The sequence below is a fragment of the Croceivirga radicis genome, assembly GCF_002072105.2.
GTDB classification, from domain to species: domain Bacteria; phylum Bacteroidota; class Bacteroidia; order Flavobacteriales; family Flavobacteriaceae; genus Croceivirga; species Croceivirga radicis.
In genome coordinates, this window is record NZ_MTBC01000001.1 from 117,473 (window position 1) to 133,463 (window position 15,991).

The window sequence follows — 15,991 nt, forward strand, 5'->3', positions numbered from 1 at the left end:
AGATTTGCCCCATACTAATTTTACAAACTTTAGTTATGGAAAATGCTTTAGAAAACAACAAAAAAGTAAAAACCAGAAAAGAAAACCAATTTACTTTAAAACCATCTCCTGCATTTATTTCTGCCTCTTGGGCAGCTTTGAGTATCGGCATGGCATCGTATTGTATCGGATTATGGAATTCATCTCTTTGGCTAAATGAAAAAGGCTACTACTTTACGTTATTATTATTTGGACTATTCTCTGTGGTCTCCGTTCAAAAAAGTGTACGGGATAGGCTAGAGGGTTTACCTGTTACAGATGCTTACTACAGCATTAGCTGGTTTACCACCTTTGCAAGTATTATCCTTTTAGTGATAGGATTATGGAATGCAGATATGGAATTGAGTGAAAAAGGTTTCTACGGTATGTGTTACACCCTAAGTATTTTTGCCGCCGTTGCGGTACAAAAGAATACAAGGGATATGAAATATTATGATGATTCAGAAAAATAGTGGCAATTACTAATACAAGAGCCCCTTTAGTGCTTTGCAAGCTACACTAAAGGGGCTATTTCTTTATTAATATAAACCTAATCTACGGCCAACAACTTGTCTATGCGAGCTATTAGGTCTTTGTAATGATAACGGCTTAAGGTAGAACCATTATTCTTAACTGCATTTAGCTGTCTTTTAAGTGTTTCTAACTCGCCACGTACCAAAGCCCTAACATCAGATGTATTTATATTATACACGAGTTTACTTTCAAAACCAGATCTGGAATAATTGTAGCCTTTGTCCTCTTCCGTCATTAGATACTGCATGCGGTCTACATAGCTACGTTGTAAATTTCTACGGTATAAGCTAACGTTTTTTCCTTGGGCGGCCTCTGTAAAAAGACCAGCTCTTAGCTCTTTTAACATATCGTAAGCGGTGTACCCTCCCTTTTCTTCGTTATCTATAAGCCTGCCTAGTCTATCAAAACTCAACAAAGCATTGAGCTGCCTAGCTTGTACGCTGCGTAAGGTTTCAAAATAACCCGCATGGTCTATATTGGGCAATGCATCTTTTATAAGCAACCAATCTGGCGTATTAAATACGTTTTTGTGTAGCCAACGCATAGCTTCTTGCTGTTGCGTTTTTGGCACAGCACTGTATACTACTCCTTCTTGGTTGGGTTTTTTCAAATTTTCAAAAACACCCCCTATGGTTGTGGTTACATGACCCGTAAAACGACTATAAACTCCCAACAACTCACCATACAGTTCTTCTAAATCGGTATAATCATTGGTTTGGTCAGATGTCCATTCTGGTAAATGCTCGGCTACATACTTTAAGTTTTTAAGTCCATAGGTGCTGGCCAATACAGGATCATCACCTATACATTCTGTTTGTGACTGTGGGTCGAACCTACTTGATTGTCTTCCAAATTTATAGACAGGGTCGTTTGCCTTAGCTAAAATCCATTGATCTAGAGTAGGCACTTCTTCTGCTGGCGAAGAAGCTTCTGGCAAGTACCTATACCCCCAATTGGTAGCATAATGGTCATAAGGGCCCATTTGGCGTATAAAACGAATATTCTCGTCTCCAGGCTGTGCCACATAATTGTAGCGCGCATAGTCCATTATACTAGCTGCTATACCATTTTTTTGTGTAAACGCCCCATTACGAAGCGAATCTACAGGATACGCATAACTCGCAGCCATATTATGAGGAAAACCAAGGGCATGCCCAACCTCGTGAGCAATAAACATACGCATCATCTCTCCAATTTCGTCTGCTGGTGTATCTAAGGTACGAGCAGAAGGGTTGGCCGCTGCCGTTTCTAACAAATACCGGTTGCGGTAACTCCTTAAATGGTTATGATACCAAATAATATCACTTTCTATAATCTCACCGCTACGTGGATCCGATACACTTGGCCCTACCGCATTCCTGGTAGTACTAGCTACATAACGTACCACAGAATAACGTATATCTTCTGGACTAAAATCTGGGTCCTCTTCTGGCGTTGGCGCATCTTTAGCTATAATTGCGTTTTTAAAGCCAGCAGTTTCAAACGGTTTCTGCCAATCTTCTATCCCTTGTTTAATATACTTTTGCAATTCTTCGGGCGTTCCCGGATCCAAATAATATACAATAGGTTTAATAGGCTCTACCAATTCTCCCCTAGCATAGGCCTCAGGATCTTTAGGCTCCAAACGCCACCTACGGATGTAGGTTTTGTAATCTGCCTTTAATTCTTTGGAACCAAAATCATACTGACTTACCGTAAAAAACCCCACTCTAGGGTCATAAATACGAGGTTGCATCGGTTTTTCTGGCAAAAGAATCATACTCTGATTCATTTGTAGACTAATGGTCTCTGCCCTGCCCTCTGTTGGTGGTTCTGATGCCACATAGGTAAAGTCTTGTTTTACTTCTATGTTTTTAGGAAAACTCTTTACGCTATTGATAAAGCTACGATCACCATCTAATTTTTTAACCTTGTATGTTTTTCGTAACCGTGCGGACAAACCACTTATTGCTGGCACATCTGAGGTGAAAAATTTTGTAACATCAATTACAGCCGCAGTAGAATCCTTAGAAAATGTCTTGATATCAAAAGCGTACAGAATAGGTTCGTAGTTATTTACCTTAACGGAATTACGTATAGCTTTACCCTCTTCTGCAACATTAACGTAGGATTTTATCTTAAGTAATATTTTATTCTGAAAGCGCTCCCAATGTACCACTTGCTCATTAGTTTTAGAGCCTGCATTTACATAACCGCCACCCAAACCATTGGGTATTTGGGCAATTCTACTTACCCAAAGCATATCTTGGTTTAAATTAGTAAAGGGAATTTCGTAAAAATAGGCGTCATTAACTTGATGCACTTTAAAAATACCATCATCTGTTTTTGCATCTTTGGTAATCACCTCCGTGTAAGATTTGATACCGTTTTTTGGTTTCTTAGCAGGAGCAGTAGTTTCTTGTTGGCTCTTCTTCTTTTTATTCTTTTTTTGAGCTTCTAGGGTTTGGTTGGTTAGGAAAAGACAAGCTAATCCAAGTAGCAGAACATTTTTCATCTTTCAAATATGAAACTTTTGAAAAAGGAAAAACACTCTAGAATAGTTAAATAAAACTAAATATTAACGGTAAAAATTCATCTCATCTAAATAGGTCCAAACTCTTGGAGGCAGTAAGGGCTTAATGTTTTTGCCCAGTTTATGGTTTTTACGGATAAAGGTTGAGGAAATTTCTACTATAGGAGCCGCTACCCGATGCACTTTTGGGTGATTTAAAAATTGATGATTTACCTCTCCTTCAGAAATTCTAGGATACACGTATACATCATGGTGTTCTAGGATTACCTCATAATTCTTCCACTTATGGAAGCTTTTAAGATTATCCTCTCCCATCATCAAAGAAAAATGGTATTTATCTCCATACTTTTCTCCTAAATGCACTAGGGTATCTACCGTGTAATTGGGTTGCGGTAGATTAAATTCGATGGTGCTTGCCTTTAACTTAGGGTAATTGTCTTCAATAGCTTCTTCTACCATTCGCAATCTATGGTGGTTATCTAAAAGAGACTTCTTAACCTTGAACGGACTTTGAGGGGTAATTACAAACCAAACCTCGTCCAAATCAGAAAATTCGGCCATATGGTTTGCAATAATCAAATGGCCTATGTGTATGGGATTAAACGTCCCAAAATAAAGCCCAACTTTTTTCATTCTTTATCAGAATCTATGCTAGCGGTTACCCCTACGTAATCTGCCACCATGCGGTGTGCTTCCTGCAGGGCGGTATCTAAATCGTAGTTTTTGATTATTTTATCAAACTGTGGCGCCGTAGCCAATTCTACCGACGCTTTTGCAATACGCATGTTTATCTTATCCTCACTTTCCGTACTGCGCTTTTTAAGCCTAATTTTGAGTTCGTCCACGCTAGGTGGTTTTACAAATACCGCCAACGTCTGTTCCGGATATTTTTTCTTGATACGCAAACCACCAACCACGTCTATATCAAAAATAACGTTCTTGCCCTCTGCCCATAATCGCTCTACTTCACTATTTAACGTACCGTAGAAGTTATCTCTGTAGACTTCTTCCCACTCCAAAAAATCGTTTTGCTTAATGTGTTTTTTAAACTCCTCTGCAGAAATAAAATAGTAGTTAATGCCATCTTTTTCCTCACCGCGAGGTGCACGAGATGTTGCGGAAACAGAAAACGCCAAGTTTAACTCTGGCTGTTGCAACAAATGCCTTACAATAGTTGTTTTACCACTACCGGAAGGGGCTGAAAATATGATAAGCTTGCCACCTTTTGTCATAGTACGTTCAATAATTGTTCTTTAATTTTCTCTAACTCATCTTTCATTTGAACAACCAACTGTTGCATGGGCGCATAATTGGCCTTAGAACCAATGGTATTGATTTCCCTACCAATTTCTTGGCAAATAAAACCTAGCTTTTTACCATTAGAATCTGCGGTGGCCAAAGTTTCTTTAAAATAATTAAGGTGGTTAGCCAAACGCACTTTTTCTTCAGTTATATCATACTTTTCCAAGTAATAAATCAATTCTTGCTCAAACCTATTGGCATCTACTTCCACCTTTAACTCGGACACCGATTTCTCTAAACGCTCTTTTACCACAGCTACGCGCTCCGGGTCTATGGATTTTACCTGCTCTAGTAAAACGGCTATAGTTTTAATGCGTTCCGTAAAATCTTTTTCCAATACATTGCCTTCCTCAGTCCTAAACAGGTTTATATTCTCCAAGGCAGTCAAGACGGTATCTTGGATAGATTCAAACTCAGCTTCGTCTAGCTCTTCTTTATCTGTTTTTAGGGTATCTGGCATACGAAGGGCAAGTTCTAACAACTTAACTTGGTCCCCATCTGCAATTTTACCCAACTGCTCCATGTACTTTTTTACAATAGCGGTATTAATTTCGGCAGAAGTCTCCTCGCCCGTCATCTCTACATATAAACCAAAATCTATTTTACCCCGGGTAAGACCATCGGCAATTAACTTTCTCAATGGCAACTCCTTACTTTTATAAGCCTGCGGAATACGCGCGTTGATATCTAGGTTTTTGCTGTTCAGCGATTTTAACTCTACCGTAATTTTTTTATTGGAAAGCTGCAGTACATGCTTTCCGTAACCGGTCATGGATTGAATCATGTGAATTGGAAAATTTTGGCAAAGGTAACCAATATAGAATTGTATACTGGTTACCCATACCATTATCTAGTTACAGTTCCCGTACCCAGATATTTCTAAAACTTACGCGACTATTATCTCCATGGTCTTGTAGCATTAATGGCGCTTTTCCATGAGCATCGTTTTTTGGCCAGCCAATGTACTCTGTAGTTCCTTCTATTTCAAAATGGTCTTGCACCAATATTCCATTATGAAGTACGGTAATCGTAGCTGGTTTTGTTTTGTCCCCTTCTGCATTAAATTCTGGCGCGTGGTAAATAATATCATAACTGTTCCATTCTCCCGTTGGATTAGATGCCATTGCCAATGGCACGGATTGCTTATAGATTGATCCTACTTGCCCATTTACATAAGTAGGATTATCATTATTATCTAACACTTGTACTTCATAACGTTTCTGCAAAAAGACACCACTGTTGGCCCTACTTTGATTTTCTCCTTGAACATCTGCAGGGGATTTCCATTCTATATGTAGTTGTACACTACCAAAATTTTGTTTGGTTTGTATATTACCCGTTTTATCATTTACCGTCATGGAACCATCTTCATTAACATGCCATTGGGCCGCAGAACTTTCATCGTTGCTACTAACCCAATTCTCAAGGTTTTCACCATCAAAAAGTACTATTGCATCATTGGGCACCCCGTTTTTACCAAGGGTAACTTTTGGGGGTACTGGCTCATAAAATTCCGTTTCTTCTGGCTTGGTAGGCTCCTCTTTGCTTGTCTCTGTAGCCTCAACATTGTCGGTTTCAGACGTCTCCACTGCCGTATTTGCTTGCTGTTCATTGCAACTAATCATAAAAAATAAAGCACAGCCTAATAAACTTATCGTATTCAGTTTCATTATAGTTTCTTTTAGAGTTCTTTTATTCTAATATTTCTAAAGGCAACCTGATCCCCATGATCTTGTAATCCAATTTTTCCGGTTTGGTATTCACCAAAACCTTCCCAACCTTTAAACTTTGAATTTTCTACCATCTTTGTCCAGGCTTCACCATTTACCGGAAATTCTACGATTTTGGTTCCGTTTTGTATAACGTAACCTTGGTTCTCTTGATGATTTACCATGATTTCCACACTATTCCATTCACCAATAGGCTTCACGGTTTTTTCACTTGGAGCCACCATGTCATACAACGCTCCAGCTTGGTGCGTAGTACCATTTTTGGCATCTGGATGATTTTCATCATCCAGTACTTGAATTTCCGGACCTGTAGCATAGGGTTGGCCAAATTTATCAGCTTCTTCTACACCATAAAAGATACCACTGTTGGCTCCTTTAACCACCTTCCATTCTAATTGCAAGACAAAATTAGTATATGTCTTATTGGTCACGAGATTATAGCTTTCGCCATTCCGTTCTTTAGGCGGGTAAAATACCATAGCACCATCTTCTATCTTCCAAGGCTCCGTAACCGCTCCGCCATTGTAATAATGCCACTCATCAAAAGAGCTACCATCAAACAACACCTCCCAATTTGGCGCTGCCACTTCTTGGGATACTTCCTCAACCGCTTCTTTTACCGGGTCTTCTTTCTTTTCTTGCTTACACGCTACCACAGCTAAAAAAGCTGCTCCAATTAACCAATTTCTCATAACCCTAGAATACTATTTAAATAGGCATCATCTACGTCTCCGCCAGCAAAATCGTCAAACGTTTTCTCCGTAGCTTCAATAATATGTTTTTGTATAAACGGTGCCCCTTCCCTTGCTCCTTGCTCAGGACTTTTCATACAACATTCCCATTCCATAACCGCCCAAACATCACAACCATATTGGGTAAGTTTGGAGAATATTGCGCTAAAATCTACCTGACCGTCACCTAAAGAACGGAACCTACCTGCGCGGTCTATCCAATCTGAATACCCACCGTACACTCCTTGTTTTCCGGTTGGATTGAATTCTGCATCTTTAACATGGAATGCCTTTATAAATTCATGGTAATAATCTATAAAGGTGATGTAGTCTAAGTGTTGTAACACATAATGACTTGGATCGTACAACATATTTACACGCTTATGGTTACCCGTTGCTTTTAAAAAGCGCTCAAAGCTTACCCCATCATGTAAATCTTCTCCCGGGTGAATTTCATAACAAACATCTACCCCATTTTCATCAAAATGATTAAGAATAGGCAGCCAACGTTTTGCCAATTCATCAAAACCTTTCTCTACCAAGCCGGCCGGGCGTTGTGGCCAAGGATAAACTGTGTGCCAAAGTAAGGCTCCAGAAAATGTAGCATGAGAACTTAAACCTAACCTTTTACTAGCCGTACCGGCCTTTTTAAGCGTATCTATTGCCCACTCTGTTCTAGCTTTTGGATTATTACGTACTGCCTCTGGCGCAAAACCATCAAACATGCTATCATACGCAGGGTTTACGGCAACCAACTGGCCTTGCAAGTGGGTAGACAATTCCGTAATCTCCAAGCCATAAGAATTAATTTTTCCTTTTAAGTCATCACAGTAAGCTTGGCTTTCTGCGGCTTTGTCCAAATCAATCAAAAAGTTTTCCCAAGTAGGAATCTGGATGCCCTTGTACCCTAATCCAGAAGCCCATTCACATAGACCGTCCAAAGAATTAAACGGCGCCTTACTATCTACAAACTGTGCCAGAAATACTGCTGGCCCTTTTATTGTTTTCATCTGTTTTTCTTTAAATGCTTAATTACTGTTTTACCTTTAAATAAACTTACACCGCCCTTGGGTTATGTAAAAAAGGACCGCAAAAGCAGTCCTTAAAAATATAATCCTATAAAATTTTAACCTTCTACTTTTACCCAAACGTTTCCGTTCTTGTGTGAGGCTACGGTACCTTCTATAAAACTCATACCCCTAACTCCGTCTCTCATAGTTGGGTAGGCACCGTCGTTTTGGCTCTCTCCTCTAATGGCCCTTGCCACACCAAGATAAATGTTCGCCATGGAGTCAAAAATACCTTCTGGGTGCCCTGCTGGCAGCTTGGTTCCGTCTAAGGAAAATTCGCTATTGTACGCATGACCCGGTTTATAAATCTTAGTAGGTTCTGTATCGCTCATCATATACAAGAAATTAGGCTTTTCTTGTTCCCATCTAAATGAAGCTTTTTCTCCGTAAATAGCAATAGCTAAACCATTTTCCTCACCAGTTGCTACCTGGCTACCTCTAATTACGCCCTTAACATGGTCTCCCATTCTAATTAGAACCGTACCATCCACATCCATCTTGTTATCCTCGTATAAATAATTAAAGTCGCACAACAAAGATTCAACTTCTAGGCCAGTGGTGTATTCTACCATATTAAACGCGTGCACCCCAATGTCTCCCATACAAGAGCTTATACCTGCTTTCTCAGGATCTAAGCGCCAAACGCTATTTCTTTTCTCTTTGTCATGTATAATTGGATTGATCCACCCTTGGTAATAGCGCGCATCTACCTTGTGTATTTTTCCTAAAGCACCTGCTTTAATCATTTCACGCATTTGACGAACCATTGGATAACCCGTATAGGTGTGCGTTAAAGCGAATATAGTACCAGCTTTCTTATGGGTTTCTGCCAATATTTTGGCCTCCTCTAATGATGTAGTCATTGGTTTTTCACAAATAACATGAAAACCGTTCTCCAACAACTTTTTAGCCATTGGAAAATGCAAAAAGTTAGGGGTAAGAATAGAGAAAACCTGAATTCTTTCGGATTCTGGTAACTTAAGTTCCTCCGCTACCATAGTATCAAAATCAGTATAGATTCTATCTAGAGGAACATCTATCTCTTCTGCAAACTCTTTATTCTTTTCAAAGTCTGGATTAAAAACTGCACCTGTAATCTGGTAGTTGTCATTTATATGAGAAGCTACACGGTGCAAAACACCAATTAGCGAATCTCCACCACCGCCAACAATTCCTAATCTTATTTTCTTTGGCATTCTCTTTTAAATTTTAAGATTTATTAATTAAGCTGTTTCAACGTGAGAATTTAATCTTCTCTTTTCAATTTTTTGTCTTAGGGCGAACAAAATTCCAAATAAAAGTACTAGTGCCAACGGAAAGAACACCATAAAACCTAATACCGCCCTACCGGCTGCAATATCTGCCACTTCGCCCACTAAACCAGAAGCTAGAGCAGTTGCTTTTTCGGTATCTAACCTTGAACCAATAATTGGGTTCCAAATAGAAACCGCGAACATACCCGCGCCTCCCATTAAAGACATACCTAAGGCACCCGTTTTATGGGTATACTCTGAAGTAAAACCAATCATAGTTGGCCAGAAATAACAAACCCCTAACGCAAATAGTGCCGCGGCCACGTAAATCATACTTCCTTCTGCTACGCTCATAAAATAAATAGCGGACGCAGTGATAATGGCAGACATGAACAACACGCCAATTGGATTTAATCTATGTACCAATGGGCCTGCAAAAAACCTACCCAGTGCCATTATACCGGTGACCAAGGCCAGCACCAACATTGGACTTGCCCCAGAGCTACCCAATATGGTTTCTACCCATTGCTGGGGAATGAACTCTGATGTAGCAGTCAACGTCATACACAATATCATAAATAAAAACAATGGGTCTGCAAGAGCCTTTATGTTCAAAGAAGTATCGGATTCTATATTTTCTGATTTTGGGAACTTTTGTGTAAAAATCAAGAAACCATAAATGGCCGTAGGTATTAACATGGTAGCAATTTGCAATTGCCAGCCCATACCTGCATCTGTCATAAACTTAGAGACAAGCGAGCCAATTACCAATCCACCAGGAAACCAAACATGAAATTTATTTAACATGGCCGTTCTGTTGTTGGTATACATATCTGCTATCATAGGATTACAAGCTGCTTCTACAGAACCGTTAGCCACCCCTATGAAGAAGGTAGAAATAATCAAAGACCAAAAACCACCTGCAAAAATGGTAAGTAAAAGACCAAGTATATGCCCAATAAAAGCTATAATCAATAGGTTTTTTGGCCCTATGGAATTATACAAAAAGCCACCTACTAGCATGGCTATTGGAAACCCTAGAAAAGCCATACTGTTAATATAGCCCAGTTGGGTATTATTAATTTCAAAATCTACGCCTAGCTGGGTAAGTATTCCCGCCCTTATGGCAAAAGTCATGGAAGTAACGATCAGGGAGATACACGCGGCTACAAATAATTTATTCTTATTTATCTGTTCCATTAAATTTGAGTTTATTTAGTTAATTGTGGTTATTATCGTTTAAAATAAATATAATCCAGTTCTTTAGGTGCAATGTTGTTTTTTCTTAATTCTGTAGCTATCTGGCCTCTATGATGTGTAGAATGGTTTACAATGTGAAACAGTATATCTTTTACCTCATTGGAATAACTCTTGCCTTCGCTTGAGGTATACGAAACCCTTTTCGTAAAATCGTCCACATTTCTAAGTATCTCAAATGTTTCCCTTTGATTCTCGTAGTGCAAGTCTTCCCAATCTGTTTTTTTATGTAATTGCCAAACAGTATAACTAGCTTCCTCTTCTACAATTCTTTTATTCCATATATGGTGTGCATTTAATATATGACTTAACCACTCTACACATTTAGCAGGATAGTTAGAATTTTCTAAAGCTTGTGTAATCAAAGTTTTATTAGCCTGATAATTATAATCAAAAAGAGGATTAAATAAATTCTCCATACAACACTCTTATTTTAAGCATTAGCTTACTTGTCTACCCGCTCTCTCTAAAAGTTCTTTAGTTGCTATAATCCCGGCTTCTTCTCCTAGTTCATTTCCTTCATATTCCACACCAATAAATCCGGTATAACCCGCATCTTTTACAATTTGAAGCATTTTTTCATAATCTGTTCCGGTATCGTTACCCTGAGCATCAAAATCATGAGATTTAGCACTTACTGCTTTTGCAAAAGGCATTAACTCTTTTACCCCTTTGTAACGGTCGTATTCTTCTGCACAACCGGCACTCCAATCTTTAGGATCCTTTCTTATGATACAGAAGTTTCCAAAATCTGGTAAGGTACCGCAATTGTCCATATTAACTTTAGTCATTACTTCTGCCAACAACGCCCCATTAGAAGAGAGGCCACCATGGTTTTCTACAATAATATTTATGCCCTTTACCTTTCCATAAGTACTTAAACCCGTTAGCCCGGCAACAGCAGCTGGCACCCATTCCTTAGGGTCATTACTACCTGCTAGATTTACCCTAATACTATGGCAGCCCATTGCTTTGGCCGCATCTACCCATTTGTAATGGTTTTCTATGGCTGCTTTACGTTCCGCTTCATCTGCGGTAGCCAAATTTCCTTGACCATCTACCATAATCAACAAATTCTTTAGCCCATACTTTTCTGCCTCTGCATTAGATTTATCGACAAAATTTTTCATTGCAGCATCCGAAAAATTTTCCTTCTCCAATTCTGGGTAATAAAGACCACTCACATATTCTAATCCTGTAAAACCCCAGTTTTTTGCTTTTTCCGCAAAACTATATGGATCAAGACCGTCTTGTCTTATCATTCTATTGATTGACCATTGTGCCAAAGACAACTCAAAAAACAAGGCATCACTTTCAACCTCATCAATGGTTTCTTCTACCATTGTTTCGTCCATTTCATTTTCCTTCTTTGTCTGTTTGCAAGCATAAGTTCCTAATAGTGCAACTCCTAGTCCTACTTTTGCGGAATTACCTATAAAAATTCGTCTTTTCATGGTGGTCATTTCGTATTTATTGATTTTGTAAAAAATACCGCCAACTATAACGTTATAGTACGATATTCTTAATATACATAGGGAATAAATGTAGAAAATTAATTTAATATTTAATACATTTAGAGAATAAACAATTGAAAACTAAATGAGCAAATTCTATTACAACGAAGAGCAGGATTCTTATGATGCCATCGTGGTTGGAACGGGTATCAGCGGCGGTTGGGCCGCAAAAGAGCTCTGCGAGAACGGTTTAAAGACCTTGGTGTTGGAAAGAGGTAGAATGGTTAAGCATAGAGAAGACTATGTAACCGCCAACAAAGATCCATGGGACTTTAAACACGCAGGGAATCCTACAGCGGAAGATTTAAAGAAACAGGAAAAACAAGCCAGAACTGGTTATACCGTAAAGGAAGAATCTAGACATTGGTTTGTTAATGATTTGGAGCATCCTTACAATGAAGTTAAACGTTTTGATTGGATGCGTGGTTACCACGTTGGAGGTAGATCCATAATGTGGGGTAGACATAGCTATAGATGGAGCGATTTGGATTTTGCAGCCAACAAAAACGAGGGTATTGCAGTAGATTGGCCCGTACGTTACAAAGACATTGCACCCTGGTATGACAAGGTTGAATCTTATATTGGTGTTTCTGGTGAACTATTAAACTTACCCCAATTACCAGACGGTAAGTTTGAGCCTATGATGGAGCTTAACTGTGTGGAACAACATGTTAGAGAACAGGTAGCAGAACACTTTGATGGTAGAATTATTACCTCAGGTAGGGTTGCACATATAAATAGTGATAAAAAGTTTGAAGGAGACGGCCGTGTACGCTGTCAATTTAGAAATCGTTGTGTTAGAGGATGTCCTTTTGGCGCTTATTTCAGTAGTTTATCTTCTACTTTACCAGCTGCCGAAGCTACGGGCAACCTAACTCTAAGGCCAGATTCTATAGTACATGAAATTATGTACGATCCAGATACCAAAAAAGCAACAGGTGTTAAAGTAATCGATAGAGAAACAAAAGAAACTTTTGAGTTTAAGGCAAAAGTAATTTTCTTGTGTGCTTCTGCAGTTGCCTCTACCTCTATATTGATGCAATCCAAATCGGATAGATTTCCTAATGGTTTAGGTAATGATTCTGGTGAATTGGGGCATAATATAATGGACCATCATTTTCTAGTAGGTGCTAGAGGTAAAATGGATGGGTTTGACGACAAGTATTATAAAGGTAGAAAACCCAATGGTATATACATTCCAAGATTTAGAAATCTAGGTGGTGCCTCAGACATGAAAGACTTTACGCGTGGCTATGGATACCAAGGTGGTGCTGGTAGAGGAGATTATGAAGAATTGGTGGCAGAAGCAACGTTTGGTAAAGCCTATAAAGATGCCGTATTATCTCCAGGTGGTTGGAATATGAACATGCTGGCATTTGGTGAGATTTTACCCTACCATGACAACAAAATGACTTTGGACTATGACAAGTTAGATCAGTGGGGCTTACCAACGGTTACCTTTGATGCAGAAATAAGACAAAATGAGCTTAACATGCGTAAGGATATGCAAGATCAGGCCGTACAAATGTTAGAAAAAGCTGGTGCAAGAGATATTGTGCCGTATGATAATACCTATGCAATTGGTTTGGGTATTCATGAAATGGGTACCGCACGTATGGGCAATGACCCTAAAACCTCTGTAGTAAATGCAAATAACCAAGTGCATGGATGTGAAAATGTTTATGTTACAGATGGCGCATTTATGACCTCGGCATCTTGTGTAAACCCATCTTTAACCTATATGGCATTTACGGCAAGAGCAGCAAACCATGCAGCACAAGAACTAAAAAAAGGTAATTTATAATGGAAAGAAGATCGGCACTTAAAAACATGGGATTGGCTTTTGGCTATGCTGTTGCCACCCCTACTTTATTGAGCGTACTACAAAGTTGTAAGGGCAAGCCTTCTTATGCAGAATGGGTTCCTACATTTTTAGATAAGGATAAAGGTTATGCCTTGGCTCAAACCTTAGACATTATCTTACCAAAAACGGAAACACCATCTGCAACGGAAATGAACGTACATGTGTTCATAGATTCTTTTTTAAATGAAGTACTTCCAAAAGAACAACAAGATTTTGTTCGTTTAAAGATGGATACGTTTTACAATAAAATCCTAAAAACATCTGGGAAGGAGAGTTTGCAAGATTTAACGGTAGAAGATATTGAACCGGCCCTAAAGCAATATTTAACCAAGCGCACAGACGAAGAGGAAGAATTGCATGCCAAAGCCATTAACAACTACATGGAGTCTATAATGCAAGGTGGCCAAGCTACTCTAGAAGAAGACATAGCCAACTTCTCGTTTGCCAATGATATTAGGGATATGGCTACTTTTGCCTATAAAAATTCAGAATATGTTGGAGAAGAGGTACTTGCGTACCTTCCAATTCCGGGAGAATACGTACCTTGTGGAGATGTTACAGAATTGACCAACAATAAAGCGTGGTCACTTTAAAACTAAACTTAAATTATTAGTTAGAAGGCCCTCTTTACGGAGGGCTTTTTTAATGGTGTAGTAAAAGAAAAACGCCCTAGAAATTTTCTAGGGCGTTAAATCTAATAAACACTATCACTCAATTGTTGCAATATCCATTGCAAATTTAAGAAACACAATAGATAATAAATAGCTGTAGAACATGTTTTTACAGATTATTTATCGATAAACTGCATTTTTTTTTAACAGAGGTTGCATTTGGTTTATCCTATCGAGGCTTAGGTTCAACAAATCGCAAAAAAAAGACCAAGAAAATTCTTGATCTTAAAGTTTCATTACCAAACCGTACGGCCAATGCGGTGTAGTGATAAATAAAAGCCTAGGTAGTTCCCCCGAAACCTAGCACTTTAAACGTATCTAGCGCATTATATTTTAAATTCATATGCTTATGCACATTGGTCGGCCGTACGTTGGTTGGCAATAATGTATCTTACTCATTGATGGCCAATAATTCTTTACTGTCCGTGCCAGTACTAGAATCAGTATCTGTCACCACAGCAAAAACCAAGGATATCAATAATACGATGAACAAAATGATACACTTTCTCATTTTAGTTTGGTTTAATGGTAAAGTAATCTGGCTCTAATGTAGCTTCATAAGTAACGGTAAATACTCTAGTTTGTATAACTGGTACCAAAATATGTGCAAATGACATGGAGCATTTTTGCTTTCTGACAGAATAATTTTAACATTTAACCAAAATGTAATCTTTTTCTTTCATTTAGTTGATATTGAATATCTTACCATTTATAACCAATTGTTATCCATGGATACAATTATTTAAGCTAAATCCATCTAGTATTCTATATTTATAATAAATAATCGTTGTATGTTACAAGCCGTACTCGTAGATGACGAAGCAAAAGCGCTAGAAAGTCTAAGTTGGGAATTAAGCAATTTAAGTAATGAAGTTAACATTGTAGCATCGTTTACAGATGCACATGAAGCTCTTAATTACCTAGAACTAAACACACCAGATTGTCTTTTTCTAGATATAGAAATGCCCTTGATGGATGGCTTTCAATTTATAAAAAGTTTAAAAAACAAGAATTTTCCGGTAGTTATTACAACAGCCTATAACCAATACGCGTTAAAAGCACTTAAAAATGAAGCGATAGATTACCTTTTAAAGCCTATTGACACAGATGATTTAAACGACACTATTGTTAAAATCAAAAAATATAACGATAAGCATCAAACTTCCGAAAAGTTAGAACAGATATTATTAAATTTCAATTCTAGGTCTTTAGATAAAAAGATTACCATTAACACAGACGGCAAGTTATTATTTTTAGAAAGTGATGAAATTATGTATGCCGAATCTGATGGTAACTACAGTACGTTATATCTACAAGATGGTCAAAAATTGGTACTGACCAAAAAACTGAAAGAAGTTAATGCTATATTACCAGAAAATTCATTCTTTAGAATACACAATTCGTTTATTGTTAATTTAGGTAAAATTAAAGAGTACCTTAAAACAGACGGTTACGTTATCTTGAAGTCTGGCCATAAAATTCCGGTTTCTAGGCAAAAAAAATCAGACTTCCTAGACTTATTATAATGCAATTGC

General features: G+C 38.3%; 15 protein-coding genes. 4 read left to right on the plus strand and 11 right to left on the minus strand.

The window, feature by feature from the left end; translation table 11 throughout:
* The first annotated feature begins 35 nt into the window (after nucleotides 1–35).
* A complete protein-coding gene (gene yiaA / locus BUL40_RS00535) occupies nucleotides 36–491 on the plus strand; it encodes an inner membrane protein YiaA (protein ID WP_080317650.1) in 456 nt (151 codons plus the stop codon).
* A gap of 77 nt (nucleotides 492–568) precedes the next feature.
* On the opposite strand, the gene BUL40_RS00540 is transcribed toward yiaA, so the two are convergent.
* From BUL40_RS00540 to BUL40_RS00590, 11 genes are all read right to left on the minus strand, one after another.
* Entirely contained in the window at nucleotides 569–3,046 is a 2,478-nt protein-coding gene (locus BUL40_RS00540) for a zinc-dependent metalloprotease (RefSeq protein ID WP_080317651.1), read from the minus strand.
* Nucleotides 3,047–3,109: 63 nt separating this feature from the next.
* On the minus strand, nucleotides 3,110–3,697 hold the full coding sequence (nadD, locus tag BUL40_RS00545; protein ID WP_080317652.1) for a nicotinate (nicotinamide) nucleotide adenylyltransferase: 588 nt from the start codon (nucleotides 3,695–3,697) through the stop codon (nucleotides 3,110–3,112).
* Nucleotides 3,694–4,296, minus strand: coding sequence for a guanylate kinase (gmk, locus tag BUL40_RS00550; RefSeq protein WP_010518755.1), 603 nt, complete (start codon nucleotides 4,294–4,296; stop codon nucleotides 3,694–3,696). The genes nadD and gmk overlap by 4 nt, the downstream gene beginning before the upstream one ends.
* Nucleotides 4,293–5,150: a YicC/YloC family endoribonuclease gene (locus BUL40_RS00555; protein WP_080318007.1), complete on the minus strand. Its 858-nt coding sequence runs from the start codon at nucleotides 5,148–5,150 to the stop codon at nucleotides 4,293–4,295. The genes gmk and BUL40_RS00555 overlap by 4 nt, the downstream gene beginning before the upstream one ends.
* A gap of 70 nt (nucleotides 5,151–5,220) precedes the next feature.
* Nucleotides 5,221–6,036, minus strand: coding sequence for a 3-keto-disaccharide hydrolase (locus tag BUL40_RS00560; protein WP_080317653.1), 816 nt, complete (start codon nucleotides 6,034–6,036; stop codon nucleotides 5,221–5,223).
* Nucleotides 6,037–6,047: 11 nt separating this feature from the next.
* Nucleotides 6,048–6,788, minus strand: coding sequence for a 3-keto-disaccharide hydrolase (locus BUL40_RS00565; protein WP_080317654.1), 741 nt, complete (start codon nucleotides 6,786–6,788; stop codon nucleotides 6,048–6,050).
* On the minus strand, nucleotides 6,785–7,837 hold the full coding sequence (locus tag BUL40_RS00570; protein ID WP_080317655.1) for a sugar phosphate isomerase/epimerase family protein: 1,053 nt from the start codon (nucleotides 7,835–7,837) through the stop codon (nucleotides 6,785–6,787). The genes BUL40_RS00565 and BUL40_RS00570 overlap by 4 nt, the downstream gene beginning before the upstream one ends.
* A 116-nt stretch (nucleotides 7,838–7,953) precedes the next feature.
* A complete protein-coding gene (locus BUL40_RS00575) occupies nucleotides 7,954–9,093 on the minus strand; it encodes a Gfo/Idh/MocA family protein (protein ID WP_080317656.1) in 1,140 nt (379 codons plus the stop codon).
* 27 nt (nucleotides 9,094–9,120) lie between these two features.
* Nucleotides 9,121–10,350 (minus strand): MFS transporter, encoded by a 1,230-nt coding sequence (locus BUL40_RS00580; RefSeq protein WP_010518761.1) that lies wholly within the window; start codon nucleotides 10,348–10,350, stop codon nucleotides 9,121–9,123.
* A gap of 32 nt (nucleotides 10,351–10,382) precedes the next feature.
* Nucleotides 10,383–10,826, minus strand: coding sequence for a DinB family protein (locus tag BUL40_RS00585; protein ID WP_080317657.1), 444 nt, complete (start codon nucleotides 10,824–10,826; stop codon nucleotides 10,383–10,385).
* A 21-nt stretch (nucleotides 10,827–10,847) separates the two neighbouring features.
* Entirely contained in the window at nucleotides 10,848–11,861 is a 1,014-nt protein-coding gene (locus BUL40_RS00590; RefSeq protein ID WP_244901796.1) for a sugar phosphate isomerase/epimerase family protein, read from the minus strand.
* A 145-nt stretch (nucleotides 11,862–12,006) separates the two neighbouring features.
* Here BUL40_RS00590 and BUL40_RS00595 point away from each other — a divergent pair, with 145 nt between their 5' ends.
* From BUL40_RS00595 to BUL40_RS00605, 3 genes are all read left to right on the plus strand, one after another.
* Complete coding sequence (locus tag BUL40_RS00595) at nucleotides 12,007–13,725, plus strand: GMC oxidoreductase (RefSeq protein WP_010518764.1); 1,719 nt, start codon at nucleotides 12,007–12,009, stop codon at nucleotides 13,723–13,725.
* Nucleotides 13,725–14,378, plus strand: coding sequence for a gluconate 2-dehydrogenase subunit 3 family protein (locus BUL40_RS00600; RefSeq protein ID WP_010518765.1), 654 nt, complete (start codon nucleotides 13,725–13,727; stop codon nucleotides 14,376–14,378). Before BUL40_RS00595 ends, BUL40_RS00600 begins: the two co-directional genes overlap by 1 nt.
* A gap of 869 nt (nucleotides 14,379–15,247) precedes the next feature.
* Entirely contained in the window at nucleotides 15,248–15,982 is a 735-nt protein-coding gene (locus BUL40_RS00605; protein ID WP_010518766.1) for a LytR/AlgR family response regulator transcription factor, read from the plus strand.
* Nucleotides 15,983–15,991: the final 9 nt, after the last annotated feature.